Origin of the sequence: Polaribacter haliotis, from assembly GCF_014784055.1 — a bacterium.
GTDB lineage: Bacteria > Bacteroidota > Bacteroidia > Flavobacteriales > Flavobacteriaceae > Polaribacter > Polaribacter haliotis.
Genome location: NZ_CP061813.1, coordinates 2619239 through 2639639 on the forward strand (window position 1 = coordinate 2619239; position 20401 = coordinate 2639639).

Sequence of the window (20401 nt, forward strand, 5' to 3'; positions counted from 1 at the left end):
TTTGTGAATTCGCGACAATATTAAGCAAACAGAGTCGCAAAAGCTTCCTCAATTTTACCAACTAAAATTAGCTTTATTCCATGGTTTTTAGAAGATATCTTGTTGTATTTTGATGCAACAAAGGTTTTGTAACCCAATTTCTCTGCTTCTAAAATACGTTGGTCTATTTTAGAAACCGGTCTAATTTCTCCAGCCAAACCAACTTCTGCTGCAAAACACACATTTGGGTTAATAGCAATATCTTGGTTAGATGATAATATTGCAGCAACAACAGCCAAATCAATTGCAGGATCGTCTACATTTATACCTCCTGTAATATTTAAAAATACATCTTTTGCGCCTAATTTAAAACCAGCTCTCTTTTCTAAAACAGCCAAAATCATATGTAAACGTTTTAGATTGTAACCAGTTGTAGAACGTTGTGGCGTTCCATAAACAGCAGTAGAAACCAATGCCTGAATCTCAATCATTAAAGGTCTAATTCCTTCTAATGTACTTGCAATGGCAGTTCCACTTAAATCTGCGTCTTTTTTAGAAATTAAAATTTCAGACGGATTAGATATTTCTCTTAAACCAGTGGAAAGCATCTCGTAAATTCCTAATTCGGATGTGGAACCAAATCTGTTTTTTTGACTTCTTAAAATTCTATAAGTATGGTTTCTATCGCCTTCAAATTGTAAAACAACATCTACCATGTGTTCTAAAATTTTAGGTCCAGCAATGTTCCCTTCTTTGTTTATATGACCAATTAATAAAACTGGAGTTGCAGTTTCTTTGGCAAATTTTATCAACTCTGCAGAAGTTTCTCTTATTTGAGAAATACTTCCTGGAGAAGCTTCAATATTATTGGTGTGTAAAGTTTGTATAGAATCGATTACTAAAACTTCGGGTTCTGTTTCCTCAATATTTTTGAAGATTTGCTGTGTATTTGTTTCTGTAAGAATTAAACAATTAGAATTTTTTGCATCTAATCTTTCGGCTCTCATTTTTATTTGAGATTGACTTTCCTCTCCAGAAACATACAATACTTTCTGACTTATATTTAATGCAACTTGCAATAATAAAGTCGATTTTCCAATACCTGGTTCTCCACCCAAAAGTGTTACAGAACCTTTCACCAAACCACCTCCCAAAACTGTGTCTAATTCGTTGTTGTTGGTAACAACTCTTTCTTCTGGGTTTAGCTGAATATCAGCAATTTTTAAAGGTTTATTTACGGTTTGTTTTGCTGTTGTAGATTGTTTCCAAACACGCTTTTCTTCTTTTTGAATAATTTCTTCAACAATGGTATTCCATTCTTTACAAGCGCCACATTGTCCAACCCATTTTGCATGTTGCGTTCCACAATTTTGACAGAAAAAAGTTGTTTTGGTTTTGGCCATTGTTAAAGAGTTTCAAAGTTTTAGAGTAACAAAGTTACAAAGTTTTTTGAGCTTATAACTTTTAAAAAATGGATAAAAAATAAGATTTCTAAAAGCTGGCAAATAGTTGCGTTAGCGATTGAATGGCATGTTTGAGCTCTTTTTTGTTTTTACAAAAAAAGCGAGTAATGAAAGCGCGACCTTTAGGGAACGCCCAAAAATTATTTTTCTTTGTTATAAATAGGAAGAATTAAAAACGCTAAACCTCCAAAAATAACAATCATGGCTGTTTGGGCAGTCCACATAATCCAACCAAATGCAGTTGCAGGTTCTGTTGCGATTCCGAATAAAGCCAAAGCCCCAGCAACAGCAACAGGATATAAGCCAATTCCGCCATTTGTTGCAGCAATAGAAAAGCCACCAGCAATAAAACCGATTAAAATGCCACCAATTGGAACTTCTAAACCTTCAATTGCAGGAATAGTTGCCCAAAACATTGCAACATACATTGCCCAAATAAAAACGGTATGAAAAATAAAAGCCCATTTATTTTTCATTTTAAAGATGCTTGTAACGCCTTCAATTAAACCATATACAAAGGTTTTAATTTTAAGTAAAAAACCTGAAGTTGCTTTTTTTACATAAAATCTAAAAATGAAAAAACCGATTACTAAAATTGTTAAACCAATAATTATTTTAGATGGATCGAAGTTTTTTGTTAAAAGCTCATAAATAAAATCGAATTGTACAAAAAGTGTAATTGCAACTATGGAAAGCATCATTATTAAATCTGCTATTCTTTCTGCTACAATGGTTCCAAAACCTTTTTCAAACGGTATTTTCTCGTAGTTTGCCATTACAGTTGCTCTAGAAATTTCTCCTGCTCTTGGCAAAGCTAAATTTACTAAATAACCGACTAAAACTGCTAAAACACTATTGGTAAATCTTGGTTTAAAACCTAAAGGCTCTAACATAAATTTCCATCTGTATGCTCGTGATAAATGACTTAAAATTCCGAAAAATAAGCCAAGGAAAATCCAACTATAGTTGGCTTCTTTAAAATATTTCCCTAAAGTTTCTAAAGAAATTGCTGACAAAGAATACCAAACTAAAAAACCTCCCAAAGCGAGAGGTAATATAATTTTTAAGATTTTTTTAATGTCCAAAATTAGGTAAGTGTATTGTCTTTTTCGTTAGGAAAAACCAATTGAGGTTTAAAAACTTTTGCTTCTTCTAATTCCATAAAAGCATAAACGATTAAGATTAAAACATCGCCAACAGCAACTAAACGAGAAGCTGCACCATTTAAAGTGATTTCTCCACTGCCTCTTGGGCCAGGAATTGCATAAGTCTCTAAACGATTTCCGTTATTGTTATTCACAATTTGAACGCGTTCACCTTCAATAATCCCTGCAGCATCCATTAAATCTTCATCTATGGTTATGCTTCCTATATAATTTAAATCTGCACCTGTAACTTTTACACGATGGATTTTCGATTTTACAACTTGTACTAACATTTGGCAAAAATAGGTATTTTTTAATTATTAATTTTTTAGACGAATGTTATCAATCAATCTTATTTTTCCTGCAAATACTGCAATAAAAGCTCTGTATTTTTTATTAGATTCTTTAGTTTCTGCTGATTCTAATGTTTTTTCTTCAGCAATTGTAAAGTATTCTAATTCTAATAAAGGTTGTTTTTTAAATTGATTTTCTACCCATTCGTTAATTTCAGAAATTTCTTTCTTATAAAATTTCTTTTTAACTTTTTTTAAGGTTTTAAAAATAAAAGGTGCAATTTCTCTATGTTCTTCTGTTAAACGAGTGTTTCTAGAACTCATCGCTAAACCATCTTTTTCTCTGAAAATTGGGCAACCTTTAATTTTTAAAGGAAGATTGTTTTTCTTCACCATTTTTTTGATGATTTGCAATTGTTGAAAATCTTTTTGCCCAAAATAAGCTTTGTCAGGCTCAACAATTTCGAATAATGCTTTTACGATGGTTCCAACACCATCGAAATGACCATCTCTAAATTTTCCCTCCATTTGATGTTCTAAACCATCAAAATTGAACTTTTTAGATACAATGTTTTTAGCATAAATTTCTTCAACAGAAGGAGAAAATAACACGTCGCAAGAAACAGATTCTAATAACTTTATGTCATTTTCGATTGTTTTCGGGTACTTTTTAAGGTCTTCTTCATTGTCAAATTGTGTAGGATTTACAAAAATACTTACTACAACAACATCGTTTTTTTCTTTTGCTTTTTTAATTAAAGACAAATGCCCTTCGTGTAAAGCGCCCATTGTTGGTACAAAGCCAATGGTTTTATTATTGCTTTTATACTTTAAAAGACAGCCTTTTAAGTCTTTTTTGTTATAGAATTTTTTCATTTAATAAATCTTGATAATCTCTGCAAACTTAGCATTTTAACACGATATTTGCATATTAATTTGTACTTTTGCGAATCTTATAAAAAGAGTTTGATTTAATGAAGGACAAGAGAATATTATTTGTTTCATCGGAAGTAGTACCCTACTTACCAGAAACAGAATTATCGTCAACTGCTTTTAATGCTGCGAAAAATGCACATTCTAAAGGAGTGCAAACTAGAATTTTTATGCCAAGGTTTGGTGTTATTAATGAACGTAGACACCAATTACACGAAGTAATTCGTCTTTCTGGAATGAATTTGGTTGTTAACGATATGGACATGCCATTAATTATTAAGGTTGCTTCTATCCCAAAAGAAAGAATGCAGGTTTATTTTATCGATAACGAAGAATATTTCAAGAGAAAAGCCGTTTTTACAGATGAAGATGATCAACTTTTTCCAGACAACGATGAAAGAGCAATCTTTTTCGCGAAAGGAGTTATCGAAACTGTTAAAAAATTAAATTGGGCACCAGATATTATTCATGTTCATGGATGGTTAGCCTCTTTGTTACCTTTGTATTTAAGGGAATATTATAATGAAGAACCATTATTTACAGAAAGTAAAATAGTAACATCTATTTATAACGATACTTTCGAGAATACGTTAAATGAAGGTTTGTCGGATAAAGTAAAGTTCGATTTAGGGGATGCTTCGAAAACGGAAACTATTAAAATACCTAACCATACCAATATATTAAAAAGTGCCATTGAAAATTCCGACGCAATTATTCATGGTAGCGAAACGATTTCCGAAGATTTATCTTCTTTTATTGAAGGAAAAGATATTCCTGTATTAGAATTTCAATCGGAGAATTTTAAAGAAAGTTATTTGAATTTTTATGCTGATTTAATAACAGCAAACTAAATTGTAATATGGTTAAAAATAGTATTAGAAAAACAACACAAGTAGGTGTTTTGTTTTTATTATTTGCAGGAATAATATCTTGTGAAAAAGATTTTACAGATATAGGAACAGGTGTTGTAAGCAATACCAAATTTACAACTCACGATACAATTTTAGAGGTTTTAGTCTCTAATGCTCCTATAGAAAATGTTAGAGCAGATGGTTTAGATTTAGGTAGTCAAACCTTTTTTGGACGACAAGGACAGTATTTATTAGGAGTACACTCTAGTAGCGAATATGAAAAAATAGAAGCATCTATTATTTCTCAAATAAGCATTAATACAGAATTAAATTTAAATTCTTATGCAAATCCAGATGAACTAGATTTCGAAACAAGTGTAGATACAGCTTTTCTAAGATTGCCATACCAAGCAACTTTAGTATCTAATGAAGGTTTACCAAATTATACTTTAGATTCTATAATTGGGAACAAATCTGTTCCTTTTACATTAAATGTGTATGAGTTGGACACATACTTAAATACATTAAATCCTTCGGATCCTTCAAAAAGAAATAGTTTTTTGTCCGATGAAAGTTATCAATTAAAACCTGATCTTTTAAATGAAGTTGAAAACATGGATTTTGTTCCAACAACTAAAGACACATTATTAATTCTAAAAAGAAGTAATAGTAAAGGCGAGTTTTTTGAAACAGATACCATTCGATATACAAGTAGTGCAAACTCTACCATTCCTTTACCAATGGCAATTATTCCATTAAAAAAGAGTTTTGTAAAAGAAGTTTTTTTAGATAATTATGGGTCTTCTAATTTCGATTCTCAAAATGCATTTAACAATTACTTTAGAGGAATAAAAATCGAAGCTAAAGAAAAAGCAAATGATGGTGGCTCCCTTATTTCCTTTAATTTATCAAATTCAAGTTTATTATCTGCAATTGATGTTTATTATACAAATACTTATTTTAAAAAGAATAGTACAGAAATAGATACTGTTATAAAAGTAAATCATTCCTTTCAATTAGGAGGTATTATTAATAGTAAGTATAATATGTCTAATAGAGTTTATCCAGTAAATAATCAGGTTAAAATACAAGGTGCTGCAGGTTCAGAGGCTAAAGTGGAAATTTTACAAGGATCTCAATTGGCAGATTTAAAAGCTAAAAACTGGCTAATTAACGATGCTTCTTTAACATTTTACATTAATCAGAATGTAGATACAACAGCAGCTCCAAGTAGATTATATATATATAAAAGAGGAGAAGATGCTACTTCAAACCCAATTGTAAGTCAAATAAAAGATGTTCTTTCTGAAGGTAATATATCTTTTGGAGGTAGTGTTTTAAGAGAAAATAAAAAAATAGATCGCTATCGTTTTAGAATTACAGATTATATTTCTGACTTATTAAGTGGAGAAACTAGTTATTCGCCTCCTTTAAGATTAAAAGTTTTTAATCTTTCAGATTTACCAACTTCTTTAAAAGATAGCCAGATTTCTCTAAACGATACTATTTTTAAACAATATAATTGGAATCCTAAAGCAGTAACTCTTTTTAATGGAGATATATCTGCAAATGGAGTAAGAAGAGCACAACTAAAAATTTCATATACCAAGAAAAAATAGTAACTTTCCAACCTACTAACTTACTTAAATAAAAAAATATATGTGTGGAATCACAGGCTATATAGGCTTTAGAGATGCCTATCCAATCGTTATTAACGGTTTAAAAAGGTTAGAATACAGAGGATATGACAGTGCTGGAATAATGATGTACGATGGAGATAAAATTCATCTGTCAAAAACAAAAGGAAAAGTATCCGATTTAGAGTTAATTACCGAAAAAGAACAAGAAAGAAAAAATGGAAACATTGGAATGGGGCATACACGTTGGGCGACACATGGTGTACCAAATGATGTAAATTCTCATCCTCATTACTCTCAAAGTGGAGATTTAGTAATTGTTCATAATGGAATTATTGAAAATTACGATACTTTAAGAAAAGAATTAATTACTAGAGGATATACTTTTAAAAGTGATACAGATACAGAAGTTCTTGTAAATTTTATTGAAGAAGTTAAAAAACAAGAAGGCTGTAAATTAGGGCAAGCAGTTCAATTAGCTCTAAAAAATGTAATTGGAGCTTATGCAATTGCAGTTTTCGATAAAACCAAACCAAACGAAATTATTGTTGCACGTTTAGGAAGTCCAATTGCTATTGGAGTTGGTAAAGACAATTCAGAATTTTTTGTTGCTTCAGACGCTTCACCATTCATAGAATATACTAAAGATGCTATTTATCTGGAAGATGAAGAAATGGCAATTATTAAATTAGGCAAAGGAATTAAAGTTCGTAAGATAAATGACGATTCTTTAGTAGATGCAAATATCCAAGAATTACAATTAAGCCTAGAGCAGATAGAAAAAGGTGGTTACGACCATTTTATGTTAAAAGAAATATATGAGCAACCAAAAGCTATTTTAGATACCTATCGTGGAAGAATGTTGGCAGACGAAGGCATTATTAGAATGGCTGGTATAGATGACAACATGAACAAATTCTTAAATGCAGAAAGAATAATCATAGTTGCTTGTGGTACATCTTGGCATGGAGGTTTAGTAGGAGAATACTTAATTGAAGAATTTGCAAGGATTCCTGTTGAGGTAGAATATGCATCTGAATTTAGATACAGAAACCCAATTGTAACTTCTAAAGATATTGTAATTGCTATTTCGCAATCTGGTGAAACTGCAGATACTTTAGCGGCAATTAAGTTAGCGAAGTCTAAAGGAGCATTTGTATTTGGTATTTGTAATGTTGTTGGTTCTTCTATTGCAAGAGAAACTCATGCAGGTGCATACACACATGCAGGACCAGAAATAGGTGTTGCATCCACAAAAGCTTTTACAACTCAAATTACTGTTTTAACATTAATCGCCTTAAAATTGGCATCTAAAAAAGGAGAACTTTCTAAGCCAGAACTTAGGTCTCTTTTACAAAAGATGCAATTAATCCCTGGAAAAATAGAAGCACTTTTAAAAATAGACGATAAGGTTAAAGAAATTGCAGCAGTTTATAAAGATGCTCCAAATTGTTTATACTTAGGTAGAGGTTTTAACTTTCCTGTGGCTTTAGAAGGTGCTTTAAAGTTGAAAGAAATTTCTTACATCCATGCAGAAGGATACCCTGCAGCAGAAATGAAACATGGTCCTATTGCTTTAATTGACGAGAATATGCCAATTGTTGTAATTGCAACAAATAAAGGACATTACGAAAAAGTAGTAAGTAACATTCAAGAAATTAAATCGAGATCAGGAAAAATTATTGCAATCGTTACAGAAGGAGATACACAAGTAAAAGAAATTGCAGATCATGTAATTGAAATTCCAGAAACAGAAGAAGCTTTAACCCCTCTTTTAACTACGATTCCTTTACAATTACTTTCTTACCACATTGCAGTAATGTTAGGTAAAAATGTAGATCAACCAAGAAATTTAGCAAAATCTGTTACTGTAGAATAGTTATTTTGTTTGAGTTATAAATTAAAAATCCAGCTAATTTAGCTGGATTTTTTTATGAGATTTTATCATGAACTTTGGTATGATTTCCATTATTCCAAAGTGTTAGAATATCTGTAGCTACAGAAGCACCACTTCCAGCTGCAATTGCAAACTGACTTCGCCAACCAGCGATAGTTCCACAACAGTACAAACCTTCTTTAATTAGATGATTATTATTTCTAAGCTGAATTCTATCTTTCTCAGGATTCGATTTTTGATGTGGCATTACAAAAGAATCTAAACCTTCTATGGTAAATGGTTTTGAGTAATTTAAAGCAACAACAACAATTTTAGAAAAATAATTGTCTTTATTAGTCGTAATTTTAAAACCATCATTAAACTCTTTAATAGAAATTACTTTCTCGTTTTCTATTTGAGCAATATGAGGATATAAAGATGATATTTGTGCTTTTCCTTCAATTAAAATATCACTTCCTAATTTATTAGGAAGTATGCCTATTACATTATTAAACAACGCATTTTGCAAATGAGATGCTTTTTGGTGTATAATAATACCAATGTTTTTATCGGTAGCAAAAGCTTTGTTTTTTGCAGAACCTAAAACTAGCGCACATTGCATTCCAGAAACACCACCACCAATAATTAACGAATCAAAATTCATATTAAATAAATAGGGCTTTAATATTTTGTGCAAATAATTTTACTGAAATTGCTAATAAAATTACACCAAAAACTTTTCTTATAATTTGTATTCCTGTTGGACCAATTAAACGTTCTATTTTAGAAGATGTTTTTAAAACTGCATAAATAACAATAACATTTAAAAGTACTGCTACAATTATATTTTCTATTGCAAACTCTGCTCTTAAAGAAAGTAAAGTTGTTAAACTACCTGGACCTGCAATTAAAGGGAAAGCCAATGGAAAAACAGTAGCTGTAATGGTTCCAGAACTTGCATCATCTTTATAAAGCGTAATTCCTAAAATCATTTCTAAGGCAATAAAAAACAAAATAAAAGAACCTGCAACTGCAAAAGAATTTACGTCAATACCAATTAAACTCAATAAACTTTGTCCTAAAAATAAAAAGAAAACCATAATTACACCTGCAATTAAAGAAGCTTTTTCAGACTGAATATGACCTACTTTTTTACGTAAATCTATAATAATAGGTATGTTTCCTACAATATCTATAACTGCAAACAATACCATAAATGCAGTTAATATTTCTTTCGGATTAAATTTCATCTCTTTATTAGATTTTTTACAAAATTAGTTAACTAACTTTACTAAAGTGTAAATTTATAGAAAAAAAAACACCTATTTTTGCGGAATGTTTCAGTTAGGAAAAACAATTATATCAGAAGATATTATCGAAAAAGATTTTGTGTGCAATTTATCTGCATGTGGAGGCGCTTGCTGTGTAGATGGCGAAGCTGGTGCTCCATTAGATAAAGAGGAAACCAAAATCTTAGAGGAAATATATCCGAAAGTAAAACCTTTTTTAAGGAAAGAAGGAATTGCAGTTATCGAAAAAGAAGGAACTTGGGTAACCAGTGAATGGGGTGAATTAGAAACCCCATTAATTAACGGAAAAGATTGCGCGTACGTTATTTTTGATGAGAAAAAAACGGCACTTTGTGGCATTGAAGAGGCTTACAATTCTGGAGAAATAGATTGGAAAAAACCAGTTTCTTGTCATTTATACCCAATTAGAGTAAAAGATTATAGTGAGTTTGCTGCAGTAAATTACCACAAGTGGGAAATTTGTGACGATGCTTGTTCTTTAGGAAAAGAATTACAAGTACCTGTTTATAAATTTGTAAAACAAGCTTTGGTAAGAAAATTTGGGCAAAATTGGTATGACGAATTAGAAAAAGTGGCCGCTAAACATTTAGAGTAAAGGAATTTTTACCACTACTTTAGTGCCTAAAGGATTTTCGTTTTCATCTTTTAAATCGGTATAATTTATCGAATAATTTTTTTGAGAACCTTTTACGAAATTGGTTAATCTATCTTTTGTAAGTGCGATTCCTATCGATTTTCTATTAATTGATTTTTCTGATTTTATTCTTGCAGACGATTCTCTTCCAATTCCATTATCTTCTATGGTAAATTGAATAAAATTCATCTCTTTTTTATCTATGGAAAGCACTATTTTTTTATCCTTTTTTTTGGAAGATAATCCATGCCATAAAGCGTTTTCTAAAAATGGCTGTAATAATAATGGAGGTACTTTTATGGTTTCTAAACTTACTTTTTCATCCACTTTTATTTGAAAATCTATTTCATTCGAAAAACGAATATTTTCAATCGTCATATACAAATCCATCGTTTCTAATTCTTCTTGTAAAGAAATTTCTTTAGTATTAGAAGCCTCTAAAATTTTACGAATTAATTTCGAAAACTTGTTTAAATATCTTGCTGCAAGTTTAGATTCGTTATTTATAATATAAAGTTTGATAGAATTTAATGCATTAAAAATAAAATGCGGATTCATTTGACTTAACAAACTTGTTAATTTGAGCTCGTTAATCTGTTTTTCGTATAAAGCTTCTATTTCCGATAGTTTGTAATGCTCTACTTTTTCTGATAATTTTTCGTTTAACTGGTCTTTTAATTTTTCGTTTTTTTGAAGTTCCTCAATTAACAATGTGTTATAATCATCTCTTTCTTGGCGATAAATATGATATTTATAACCCAAACCAACCGAAATAACAAGAGCTTCTAAACAAATACCAATCATAAAAAAATCGATGGGTCTTATATAGCCAAAAGCATAAATATTCGATAAACTAAAATAAAGTGAAACCAAAGAAAAGCCTAAGAAAAATAAAAACCCAATTACAAAAAAACTGTTAATTCTATCTTTAAAATTATACATTACTTTTAAGAAAAAGCTAACTACAAATAAAGAAATGGGCATATATACAAAGAGGAAATACTTTACAAAATACACTCCTTTAAATAAGAATAGGTCTATTAAAAAAACAACTAAACTTATAATAAAAGAAGCAAATACATAGATGTAAATGTTTTTCGAAAGCTTTTTGTCTTTCTGTTCGATATTTAAAAAATAGATAGAAAACCAAGTATACAAAACCCAATAAAAAACTTGAATAATCCAATTAGATATTTTAAAAAAAGCATTGAATTTTATAACAATAGCATCTGAGAAATCGTTAGGCGTTTTTGGAATTAAATAAACCAAAACCAAAAATAAATACCCTGCATAAATAGCAAAACTCTTGTCTTTTGTAAAGAAATACGTGCTACAATGGTATATTATTAAGATGCATAATATGCCTTGTAAAAACGTTGGAAAAACTTTAAAAAAGAGCTCCATAATTATTGAGTTGGAATTTTAAGAATCACTTTTGTTCCCAAAGAATTTTCTTCTCTATCTAACAAATCGTTAAAATTGATACTAAATGGATTTTTAAAGTCTTTTATAAAGTTATTTAGACGCTCAATAGTTAATTCTATACCAATAGACTTTCGCTGAATTACTTTATTTGATTTTATTTTTGCGGATGCTTTTCTACCAATTCCATTGTCTTCTATATCTATTTGAATAAAATTATTAGAGAGTTTTTTAACGGATAAACTAATTTTTTTATCTCCTTTTTTAGAGGATAAACCATGCCAAAGTGCATTTTCTAAAAAAGGTTGTAAAACCAAAGGTGGTACTTTTATTTCAGACAAATTTAAACTTTCATCTACTTGAATATTGTAGCTGATTTCATTGGAAAAACGGATGTTTTCGATGTTCATATACAAATCCATCGTTTCTAATTCTTCTTGTAAAGTAACTTCTTTTAACGCAGAAGATTCTAATATTTTACGAATTAGTTTCGAGAATTTATTCAAATAATGAACCGCGTTTTTCTGCTCGTTATTTATAATATAATGTTTGATAGAATTTAGCGCATTAAAAATAAAATGCGGATTCATTTGTGTGCGTAAAACGTCTTGTTCTAAGGTTAAAATTTTCTTTTCATTTTCAAACAAACGTTGTCTGTACAAAAAGTACAGAATGGCTAAAAATAGCAGGAGTGTAACAAAGGCAATAATCCAAAAATTTCTATTTTTAACAAGTTGTAACTGTGCAATTTCATTTTGTTTTGCTAAATTTTTAAGCTGATTGGTTTTGCGTTCACTATCATATTTTATAATAATGTCATTTACATACTTACTCGTTTTATCATTTAGCAACTCATTAGAAATACTCGTGTATTTTTTATAATATTTGAGTGCTTCTTGGTAATTTCCAGTAAGCTGATTATACTCAGAATAATTCGTGTAAATTTCAGTTAAAGCAGTTTTGTAATTTCTTTTTTCAGCAATTTCTAAGCTAATTTTAAAATGTTCTTTTGCTTTTGCATAATTTTTTGTTTTTGTGGCTACCCAACCCAAATTGTTATTAATTAAAGCAATGTAATATTGGTTTTTTACACTTTTTGCAATAGGAACTGCCTCCTCTAAAAATTCTTTAGCTTTCGAATAATCTCCTTTTTTAATATGCAATTTTCCCAGCCTATTATAGCAAATCATGCGTCCATAATGGTTATTAATACTTTTGTCTATGGTTAAGGCTTTTTGGGTATATAATATCGCCAAGTCTAAACTATCTTGCGCTTCTTTTACTTTGGCAATATTTTCGTTATTTATAGAAAGCGACCATTTATTACCAGATTTTTCAGCAATTTCTATCGCTTTTTTAAAACTGTTTTCAGCCAAACTGTATTGCTCTAAAAGAATGTAAATGTTTCCAATACTGTTGTAAGAAACTTCCATACTTCTTAACACTCCAGAATTAGGTTTCTCTATTTTCTCGGCAATTTCTAAAGCTTTTTTATTGTAATCGATGGCAGAAGTATAAATATTTTTTCTTCGATAATCTACACCCAACATATTTAAACTAAAAATTTTAAACTCTTCATTATCTGCTACTTCTAAAGCTTTTTCGTGGGTTTCTACTGCTTTATCGTATTTAGAATATTTTCTATAAATATTACCCAATTTAATGTATTCGTAAGCCAAACCATTTTTATAGTTGGCAACTATAAAATTTTCGATAATGCTTTTCACCTTTACAGAATCTCTCTGAAAAGGCTTCAAAATTTTATCTATTTCTTTGTATGTATTTGGCTTTGTTTGTAGAATACTATCTACACTTTGGGCTAAAGTCTTTTTATTATTTTGTGAAAATAAAGAAATTGAAAAACCAAATAGGATCAATAGAAGAAGTTGCTTTTTTAGCATCATAAATAATTATATTTTTTTAAGAAAAGCAGATTTTTTTTGTCGCGAAACAGGAATTTTAGCATTGTTTTCCAAAACCACATAACCATCTGTCTTTAAAAATTCTTTTATTTTATGAAGATTGATAATGTAAGAGTTATGAATCCTAAAAAATTGGTCTGTAGGTAATAATTCGTCAATTTCTTTCAACTTCTTTGTAACTACAATTTTCTTGTTATCAGCTAAAAATAATGTAGAATAATTTCCATCTGAAGCCACATAAAAAATATCTTTCGGTTCTAAGAAAACCAATTTTCCATCGGTATTAATGGTTATTTTTTTATGATTCAGTTTTTTGTTGAATTTCAATAAAATATCTTCAAATTTATCTGCTGTAAACCCTTTTTCGTTGTGTTTTTTAATTTTTGCAATGGTTTCTTGTAAATCGTCTGTGTCTATAGGTTTTAACAAATAATCTATAGCTTCTTTCTTTAATGCAGTAATGGCATATTCGCTGTATGCAGTAGTAATTACAACTGCAAAATCTTTTTTATCGAGCTTTCCTAAAAACTGAAAACCATCCATAGTTGGCATTTCTATGTCTAAAAAAAGACAATCTATTTCCGAAGAATTTAAATAAGGAATTGCCTTTTCTGGCTCCGTAAAAGTTGCAATAACTTCCAGTTCATCTTCAAAATTAGACAATTCCCAAGTAAGGCCTTTTATGGCTTTGGGTTCGTCGTCTATAATTACAGCTCTAATCATGGTTGTCAATTTTATCAAAGTTAAAATTTATTTATCAAACCTTCTTTACAGATGTACAAATTGTTCTTTATCGATTATAAAAAGGTATTAATAGCTTGTAAATGGTATGTTTTGCTATGCTTCTCATCAATAACCATTTATACAGAATTTTAAGCCAGTTATACATTTAGCTATCATTTTCAGGCATTTATCAGCAATATTTGTGGAAGGAAAAATTAAAAAATAGTTATTATGAAACTCATTAAAAACATTTTTGTATTCATTTTTGTCTTTTCAATATCTGGAAATGTTCAAGCGCAATTTTGGAAAAAATTAAAGAAAAAAGCGGAAGAAAAAATATCGAATATTGAAGATAAGGTAATAGACAATTTAGATAAAAAAACCGACAAGAAAATAGATGAAACGATTGATGGAAAAAAGAAAAAACAAATAGAACCATCTACTGAATTGCCAAAATTTAAAGGAGGTTCATCAGTTTTAATGTTAATGAATGAGGGTTACGAATTCCAAACAGAAGACATTATAATATCTGTTTATGGGAAGTTTACAAAAGACAATTTATCGAGTTCTGTAAAAACGTATAACGAAGATAGAGTTATAAAACCTGTAGATGCATATCCAGAAGGTTTTGCGTTGGCTTACAACAAAAACGGATTTCTAAATCCGGAGAATGGGCAAATTATAATCCATCATGCAGATAGTACAAAAGTTGTTTTTTCATTAAAAGGAACTTGGGGTTTTGGAGAAGATAAAAAACCAATTAACGCCTCTTATGTGAGTTTAAATGTTTCGAAAATTAATGATGTTCGAAAAACGGATTTTAAAAGAGAAACGAATAGAAATCAGCAAAATTCATCTGAAAATAATAGTAATTCTAACAACTTATTTAAAGGTTCTGATAATTCTTCCATAGAAATTCCAGATACGTTTTCTTTTACCTCAAGCTTAGAAATAGAAATGACGTCCAGTGAGAGTGATGCTGTAAAAATGGAATTTTTGCTAGGAGATTATAAAGATATCTATGCCATGTCTATTGCTTCTGAAGAAATGGGCGAAAATGGCGCTGTTTATAATGTAATAACACCAAAAAGCATTACCATGTTTATGGATGTTTCAGGTATGAAAATAAAAAAGTCGGTTGCTCAGGAGAAATTTTCTCAAGCAAATTTTGGTGATAAAATGCCAGAAAATCCACAGAATGTTCAAAAAACGGGTGCTACAAAAAACATTTTAGGTTATACCTGTTACGAATATAAATATGAAAATGATGGCGGTTTTGTTAGTGTTTGGGCAACCAAAGATTTCCCAAAAATGACAAAAAATATAAATATGTTAGGCATGTTTGAAGGTAGTCCAATAGAAGGTTTTGTATTAGAAATAGATATGAAATCTAAAAATGAAACGATAAATATGAGGGCTGTAAAATTCAACAAAAATAAAAATGTTACGATAAATACATCAGCATATAAATCTATGGGATTTTAAAAAACTAATACTATGAAAACAAAATTACTACTCTATTTTTTATTGATCGGTTTTGGTGTAAATGCCCAACTTCGGTTGATAAAACAAACGCAAAATAATGGCTCTAAAAGCCCAACAATTAATGGTGTAAAAACAGTAGATAACGATATTTTATTATCTATGGCAGAAGATTTTTCGCCTTATTCACAAAGTGTTTTTGTAAGTGGAGGTTCAAGTGAAACTACTTATAAGGTTTCTGGTTTAAACAATTTAATTTATCGATTTACAGATATTTCAAAAAAACCGAATTCGAAAAATAACGATGTTTTTTTATATGATAATACTTCCAATGACAACAAAATTTACAGAATAAATAACCAAAGAACCCAAGCAAGTCTTGTTGCAAGTGCAGACAATAAAAGCGGTCTAATTAGAACGTCTAACAACAAAATTGTAAAACATAGTAAGGTTTATTATGCTTCTTACACAGAAAATTTTAAAACCTATCCTGCAGGTTATAATTTTTTTATAGATATTTTTAATGCAGATGGTAATTTAGAGACCTCTTATACTTTCGATGGAAATACAGGATATTACCAAAATACAGAAGATAACAACAGTTTAACAAGAATAGACGATATATTTTTTTGGAAAGGAAAGTATTATTTTATTGGAAGTAATACCCAAAATAGAGTAGATATTTACTATTTCGATAATCTTCGTTCTTACAAAATAACAAAACTTTATGTTAGTGGAAATTCTAATTTTTCTGTAAACCCAGATTCTATAATTCTAGAAGAAGATTACATTTATTTTAGAGGTTTATATAGAACTTGGAAAGTGAACGATACAGAAGGAAATTACGAAGAACATGGAAGAGAAATTTGTTATTCGGATGGTAGTTTTACTTTTGGTTCTAATCAAACAGAAATCCCACTTTTCTTTTCGAGTAAACCATCAGAAACCCAAGTTTACGATGGCTCAAGAGGTTATAGAGCAAAAGACACAAATACAGGTTATGCAGATTCTACTCCCATTAAATTGGTTGGAGGAAATTTAATTTACAGAGACAATACCAACAAAACCTTAAATTTAATTGCTTCAGATAATATCTTACATAATTTAGTTTCCTTAACCAGAGATTCAGACGAATATTTCTTCTACAATAACAAGCTTTATTATTTCACTTACGAAATTGGTACAGAAAGGGTAGATTATATGTATGAATTTGATGGAAATCCATTCAATATTAAAAAATATATGATTCCAGCGAATTATACAGGTCATGTTTTTAGAGTAGGTTTAGGTATAATGTTCGATGTTTCCAAAGCAGAAAACAAGGTTTTTATAGTAGGAAATTATTATGAAGAATTCAGCAAACAAACACCAGCAATTATTTCTTTCGATTTTGCAACAGCACAATTTTCTGAAGAAAAAACGTTCGATAATAACGAAGTTTCAAACTCATTAAAAAACCTTAAAAGATTTAACAATGGTTTTGTTTTTACAGATTTAGATAAGGCTTATAGTTACAATGTAGAAATTAGAACAAAGGTAATTACACCAAATCCGAATGGGAATAAAAATGCTATTGCTAAAAAAAATTCAGAAGAATTAACATATAATGGAATTTCTTATAATATAGATTTTTCTTCGTCTAATTTACCTGCCAACGAAAAGTTGAAATTACAAATCTTAGACAGTACAAGTTTCCATTTTAAAACTGAAATTAATTCTCTTCCAGACAATAGTTTTGCAAAAACATATTACAACATTACATCTTTAAACGATTCTGCACACGAAAGTACTTTAACAATTTCTTACAATAATGCAGATTTTTTAACTCCAATTACCAAAGAATCAGATGTTTCTTTACAAGCCTTCGAAAATGGAAATTGGGTAGATTTAGGAGATTTCACAGTAGATTTGGCGAACAAAAAAATTACACTTGCACATAATTTTAAAGCGAATTCAGCGCTTTTTATTAAAAATTCCGCGGTTTTAAATGTCGATAATTTTGAGATTTCAAATGCAAATGTAACAGTGTTTCCAAATCCATCATCATCAATTATAAATATTCAATTTAAGAATAACGAGACTATAAAATCACTCGAAATTTATAATATAAGAGGTCAAAAAATGGATTGCAAAGTTGATAATAAAACGGATGTCATCCATATTTATAACCTTTCTAAAGGAGTATATATTTTAAAAATTAAAGGAGAAAAAGCAAACTATTCAAAAAGAATAATAAAAAACTAAAACTATGAAAACAAAATTACTAATTGCGCTATTTTTTGTGAGCATACAAATTATAAATGCACAAAGCACAACTTCGATACCAGATGTAAAATTTGAAGAATATTTAATTCAAGTTCATATAGATTCTGATGGTGAGGTTAATGGTAAAGTTTTAAATTCTGATATTAATAATATTGAAGTTTTATATTTAAGTAATCATGAAGGCATTACTAATTTATCAGGAATAGGAGGTTTTTCTTCATTAAAAACTTTAAGCCTTCAATATAATTACATAGCAAATGTAGATCTAAGTAATAATGCAAATTTAGAAGTACTTTCTATAAGTAATACACAAACTTCGACTGTAAATATTTCTCAAAATTTAAAATTGAAAACCTTTAGATTTTATGATGAATTTGAGTCACTAACTTCGTTAAACCTTACAAAAAATGTAAATTTAACCCATGTAAATGTTTCTAATACAAAATTAACAACCATTGATGTTTCTAAAAATATTAATTTAATAGAAGTACTTTTTTATGGAAACAAGCTAACAACTTTAGATGTCTCAAAAAACACAAAGTTAGTTGAGTTAGATGTTCAGAAAAACCAACTAACGAATTTAGATATTTCTAAATTAACTGATTTAGAAGAGTTATATATTTACGATAATAATCTTACTCAATTAGACCTTTCTAATAATACAAAACTTACGCATTTAGATGTTCAAAATAATAAATTAAGCACAATAGACTTAACTTCCAACACAAATTTAAGGTTTGTGAGACTGCAAGAAAACGAATTAACTTTTGTAAATATTAAAAACGGAAACAACACAAATATTAGTGTTTTTAGAAGTATAAATAATCCTGATTTAAAATGTATTAAAGTAGATAATAAAACATTTAGTAACAATAGTTCTAATTGGGGAAAAGATGCAACCAGTAGATTTTCTGAAGAATGTAACCCACAAACCTATATTGCAGATTCTAACTTCGAAAATTATTTAGAGTTTAAAGGATTAGGAAATGGAGAAAATAACGACAATTCTGTAGATACTGATAATATTAAGGACGTAACAATTTTAGATATTAGTGATGAAAACATTGCAGATTTAACAGGAATAGAAGCTTTTGTAAGTCTTACTACTTTAAATGCGAGTTCAAATTCAATAACCAATATAGATGTATCTAAGAATGTAAATTTAGAGAGTTTAAATATTGCACAAAACCCAACAACAGCAATAGATGTAAGTAAAAACACAAATCTAACCAACTTAAATGTTTCTGGAAACCAACTTACAAGTTTAAATCTAACCCAAAACACTGCATTAACAGTTTTAGATGCCAAAATAAATAAACTTACAAATGTAGATTTAAGTAAAAATACAAAGCTAACAGAACTAAATATTGGTTCTAATAAATTAACCAGTTTAGATCTTTCTAAGCTAGTGAATTTAGAAAGATTAGACTGTTTTAGTAGCGAACTTCCAGCGATTGATATTTCTAAAAACAAAAAATTGTATTACGCAGATTTAAGTGGAAACGAATTAGAAAATTTAGATACTTATGGAAATATTGCTTTAGGAAGACTTAAAGTAGATTATAATAAATTGAAATATTTAGACTTCCAAAACAACATTAATTTGGTGGAATTAAACGCTTCCTTTAACGAATTAATTGGCTTGAATTTAAAAAGCGGCAAAAACAATATTCTATTTAATATCGATTTAAAAAACAACGCTAATTTAACTTGTGTAGAAGTAGATAATGTTAGTTTCAGTACAAATAACTGGCCAAAAAGAGATGCTCAAACCACATTTTCTACAGATTGTGCTCCAGTGAATGATAATTGTTCCAATGCAATTCCATTAACTTTTGGGCAACCAACTCCAGGAGATATTAATAGTGGAAATGCAGCTAATAATGCAACTTGTGTAACAGGAACTGTAATTGCAGATGTTTGGTTTTCTATAATTGTTCCACAAACAAAAGAATTTAGCATTCAAGGTTCTGCATTTGGTGGCCAACTTAAATTTGCGGTTTACGACGATTGTACTGCAACAAATACTTTGGCTTGTGGCGAAAATATTTCTTTAACAAACCTTACAGCTGGAGCTAAATTGTATTTAAAAGTTTGGTTGGAAACAACAGGAAGTAATAAATCTACAAATACTGAAAATGGAACTTTTACAATAACAGCCCAAGACACAAGTGTTTTATCTGTCGATAATTTTGCGGAATTTAATAATCAGTTTTTGGTGTATCCAAATCCAGCAAGTTCAAATTTTACGATTTCTTCAGAAAATTTAAAATTAGAAAACATAGAAATTTATAATCTTTTAGGAAAAAAAGTGTTTCATGAAAAAGTAAAAAATGAATCTAAAATAGAAATAAATACATCCAATTTTTCAAAAGGAATTTATTTAATAAAAATAAAATCAGAAAATAAAATTATTTCAAAAAAATTAATAATTAAATAAAAAAGAATAAGTACCAATAAATACAT

At 29.2% G+C, this 20401-nt stretch carries 16 protein-coding genes; 7 read left to right on the forward strand and 9 right to left on the reverse strand.

What is annotated here, in order from left to right:
• Positions 1-20: 20 nt before the first annotated feature.
• From radA to panC, 4 genes are all read right to left on the reverse strand, one after another.
• Positions 21-1382, reverse strand: a complete 1362-nt coding sequence (radA, locus tag H9I45_RS11325; protein WP_088352640.1) for a DNA repair protein RadA — start codon at positions 1380-1382, stop codon at positions 21-23.
• Between the two features lie 200 nt (positions 1383-1582).
• Positions 1583-2527, reverse strand: coding sequence for a lysylphosphatidylglycerol synthase transmembrane domain-containing protein (locus H9I45_RS11330; RefSeq protein ID WP_088352641.1), 945 nt, complete (start codon positions 2525-2527; stop codon positions 1583-1585).
• A gap of 2 nt (positions 2528-2529) precedes the next feature.
• Positions 2530-2880, reverse strand: a complete 351-nt coding sequence (gene panD / locus H9I45_RS11335; protein ID WP_088352642.1) for an aspartate 1-decarboxylase — start codon at positions 2878-2880, stop codon at positions 2530-2532.
• A gap of 27 nt (positions 2881-2907) precedes the next feature.
• The gene (panC, locus tag H9I45_RS11340) at positions 2908-3756 is read right to left on the reverse strand and encodes a pantoate--beta-alanine ligase (protein ID WP_088352643.1); all 849 of its coding nucleotides are present in this window, start codon (positions 3754-3756) and stop codon (positions 2908-2910) included.
• 98 nt (positions 3757-3854) lie between these two features.
• Here panC and H9I45_RS11345 point away from each other — a divergent pair, with 98 nt between their 5' ends.
• Genes H9I45_RS11345 through glmS form a run of 3 tightly spaced genes read left to right on the forward strand, consistent with a single transcriptional unit; the run spans position 3855 to position 8180 of the window.
• Positions 3855-4664 (forward strand): glycogen/starch synthase, encoded by an 810-nt coding sequence (locus tag H9I45_RS11345; RefSeq protein WP_088352644.1) that lies wholly within the window; start codon positions 3855-3857, stop codon positions 4662-4664.
• Positions 4665-4672: 8 nt separating this feature from the next.
• Positions 4673-6283 (forward strand): DUF4270 family protein, encoded by a 1611-nt coding sequence (locus H9I45_RS11350; protein WP_088352645.1) that lies wholly within the window; start codon positions 4673-4675, stop codon positions 6281-6283.
• 40 nt (positions 6284-6323) lie between these two features.
• A complete protein-coding gene (gene glmS / locus H9I45_RS11355; protein ID WP_088352646.1) occupies positions 6324-8180 on the forward strand; it encodes a glutamine--fructose-6-phosphate transaminase (isomerizing) in 1857 nt (618 codons plus the stop codon).
• Between the two features lie 52 nt (positions 8181-8232).
• On the opposite strand, the gene H9I45_RS11360 is transcribed toward glmS, so the two are convergent.
• Both H9I45_RS11360 and H9I45_RS11365 read right to left on the reverse strand, forming a co-directional pair.
• The gene (locus H9I45_RS11360; RefSeq protein ID WP_088352647.1) at positions 8233-8841 is read right to left on the reverse strand and encodes an NAD(P)/FAD-dependent oxidoreductase; all 609 of its coding nucleotides are present in this window, start codon (positions 8839-8841) and stop codon (positions 8233-8235) included.
• Between the two features lies 1 nt (position 8842).
• Entirely contained in the window at positions 8843-9427 is a 585-nt protein-coding gene (locus tag H9I45_RS11365; RefSeq protein WP_088352648.1) for a MarC family protein, read from the reverse strand.
• Between the two features lie 85 nt (positions 9428-9512).
• Between H9I45_RS11365 and H9I45_RS11370 the strand changes: the two genes are divergently transcribed.
• A complete protein-coding gene (locus H9I45_RS11370) occupies positions 9513-10082 on the forward strand; it encodes a DUF3109 family protein (RefSeq protein WP_088352649.1) in 570 nt (189 codons plus the stop codon).
• Here the strand turns inward: H9I45_RS11370 and H9I45_RS16335 are convergent.
• Genes H9I45_RS16335 through H9I45_RS11385 form a run of 3 tightly spaced genes read right to left on the reverse strand, consistent with a single transcriptional unit; the run spans position 10074 to position 14188 of the window.
• Positions 10074-11525: a sensor histidine kinase gene (locus H9I45_RS16335; RefSeq protein ID WP_088352650.1), complete on the reverse strand. Its 1452-nt coding sequence runs from the start codon at positions 11523-11525 to the stop codon at positions 10074-10076. The two genes, H9I45_RS11370 and H9I45_RS16335, sit on opposite strands and share 9 nt — an antisense overlap.
• Positions 11526-11527: 2 nt before the next feature.
• Positions 11528-13447, reverse strand: a complete 1920-nt coding sequence (locus H9I45_RS11380; RefSeq protein ID WP_088352651.1) for a tetratricopeptide repeat-containing sensor histidine kinase — start codon at positions 13445-13447, stop codon at positions 11528-11530.
• Between the two features lie 6 nt (positions 13448-13453).
• Positions 13454-14188, reverse strand: a complete 735-nt coding sequence (locus H9I45_RS11385) for a LytR/AlgR family response regulator transcription factor (RefSeq protein WP_088352652.1) — start codon at positions 14186-14188, stop codon at positions 13454-13456.
• A 231-nt stretch (positions 14189-14419) separates the two neighbouring features.
• Between H9I45_RS11385 and H9I45_RS11390 the strand changes: the two genes are divergently transcribed.
• Genes H9I45_RS11390 through H9I45_RS11400 form a run of 3 tightly spaced genes read left to right on the forward strand, consistent with a single transcriptional unit; the run spans position 14420 to position 20375 of the window.
• Positions 14420-15673, forward strand: coding sequence for a DUF4412 domain-containing protein (locus tag H9I45_RS11390; protein ID WP_088352653.1), 1254 nt, complete (start codon positions 14420-14422; stop codon positions 15671-15673).
• Between the two features lie 12 nt (positions 15674-15685).
• The gene (locus tag H9I45_RS11395; RefSeq protein ID WP_088352654.1) at positions 15686-17914 is read left to right on the forward strand and encodes a T9SS type A sorting domain-containing protein; all 2229 of its coding nucleotides are present in this window, start codon (positions 15686-15688) and stop codon (positions 17912-17914) included.
• 4 nt (positions 17915-17918) lie between these two features.
• Positions 17919-20375 carry a leucine-rich repeat domain-containing protein gene (locus H9I45_RS11400; protein WP_088352655.1) on the forward strand — a complete coding sequence of 819 codons (2457 nt, stop codon included), beginning with the start codon at positions 17919-17921 and terminating at the stop codon, positions 20373-20375.
• Positions 20376-20401 lie beyond the last annotated feature (26 nt).

Excerpts from the sequence above, each read along its gene's own strand:
- panC (WP_088352643.1), bottom strand. The coding sequence starts at position 3,756 with ATGAAAAAATTCTATAACAAAAAAGACTTAAAAGGCTGTCTTTTAAAG.
- H9I45_RS11380 (WP_088352651.1), bottom strand. The coding sequence starts at position 13,447 with ATGATGCTAAAAAAGCAACTTCTTCTATTGATCCTATTTGGTTTTTCA.
- H9I45_RS16335 (WP_088352650.1), bottom strand. The coding sequence starts at position 11,525 with ATGGAGCTCTTTTTTAAAGTTTTTCCAACGTTTTTACAAGGCATATTA.
- H9I45_RS11390 (WP_088352653.1), top strand. The coding sequence starts at position 14,420 with ATGAAACTCATTAAAAACATTTTTGTATTCATTTTTGTCTTTTCAATA.
- panD (WP_088352642.1), bottom strand. The coding sequence starts at position 2,880 with ATGTTAGTACAAGTTGTAAAATCGAAAATCCATCGTGTAAAAGTTACA.
- H9I45_RS11350 (WP_088352645.1), top strand. The coding sequence starts at position 4,673 with ATGGTTAAAAATAGTATTAGAAAAACAACACAAGTAGGTGTTTTGTTT.
- H9I45_RS11370 (WP_088352649.1), top strand. The coding sequence starts at position 9,513 with ATGTTTCAGTTAGGAAAAACAATTATATCAGAAGATATTATCGAAAAA.
- H9I45_RS11395 (WP_088352654.1), top strand. The coding sequence starts at position 15,686 with ATGAAAACAAAATTACTACTCTATTTTTTATTGATCGGTTTTGGTGTA.
- radA (WP_088352640.1), bottom strand. The coding sequence starts at position 1,382 with ATGGCCAAAACCAAAACAACTTTTTTCTGTCAAAATTGTGGAACGCAA.
- H9I45_RS11400 (WP_088352655.1), top strand. The coding sequence starts at position 17,919 with ATGAAAACAAAATTACTAATTGCGCTATTTTTTGTGAGCATACAAATT.
- H9I45_RS11360 (WP_088352647.1), bottom strand. The coding sequence starts at position 8,841 with ATGAATTTTGATTCGTTAATTATTGGTGGTGGTGTTTCTGGAATGCAA.
- H9I45_RS11365 (WP_088352648.1), bottom strand. The coding sequence starts at position 9,427 with ATGAAATTTAATCCGAAAGAAATATTAACTGCATTTATGGTATTGTTT.
- H9I45_RS11345 (WP_088352644.1), top strand. The coding sequence starts at position 3,855 with ATGAAGGACAAGAGAATATTATTTGTTTCATCGGAAGTAGTACCCTAC.
- H9I45_RS11385 (WP_088352652.1), bottom strand. The coding sequence starts at position 14,188 with ATGATTAGAGCTGTAATTATAGACGACGAACCCAAAGCCATAAAAGGC.
- glmS (WP_088352646.1), top strand. The coding sequence starts at position 6,324 with ATGTGTGGAATCACAGGCTATATAGGCTTTAGAGATGCCTATCCAATC.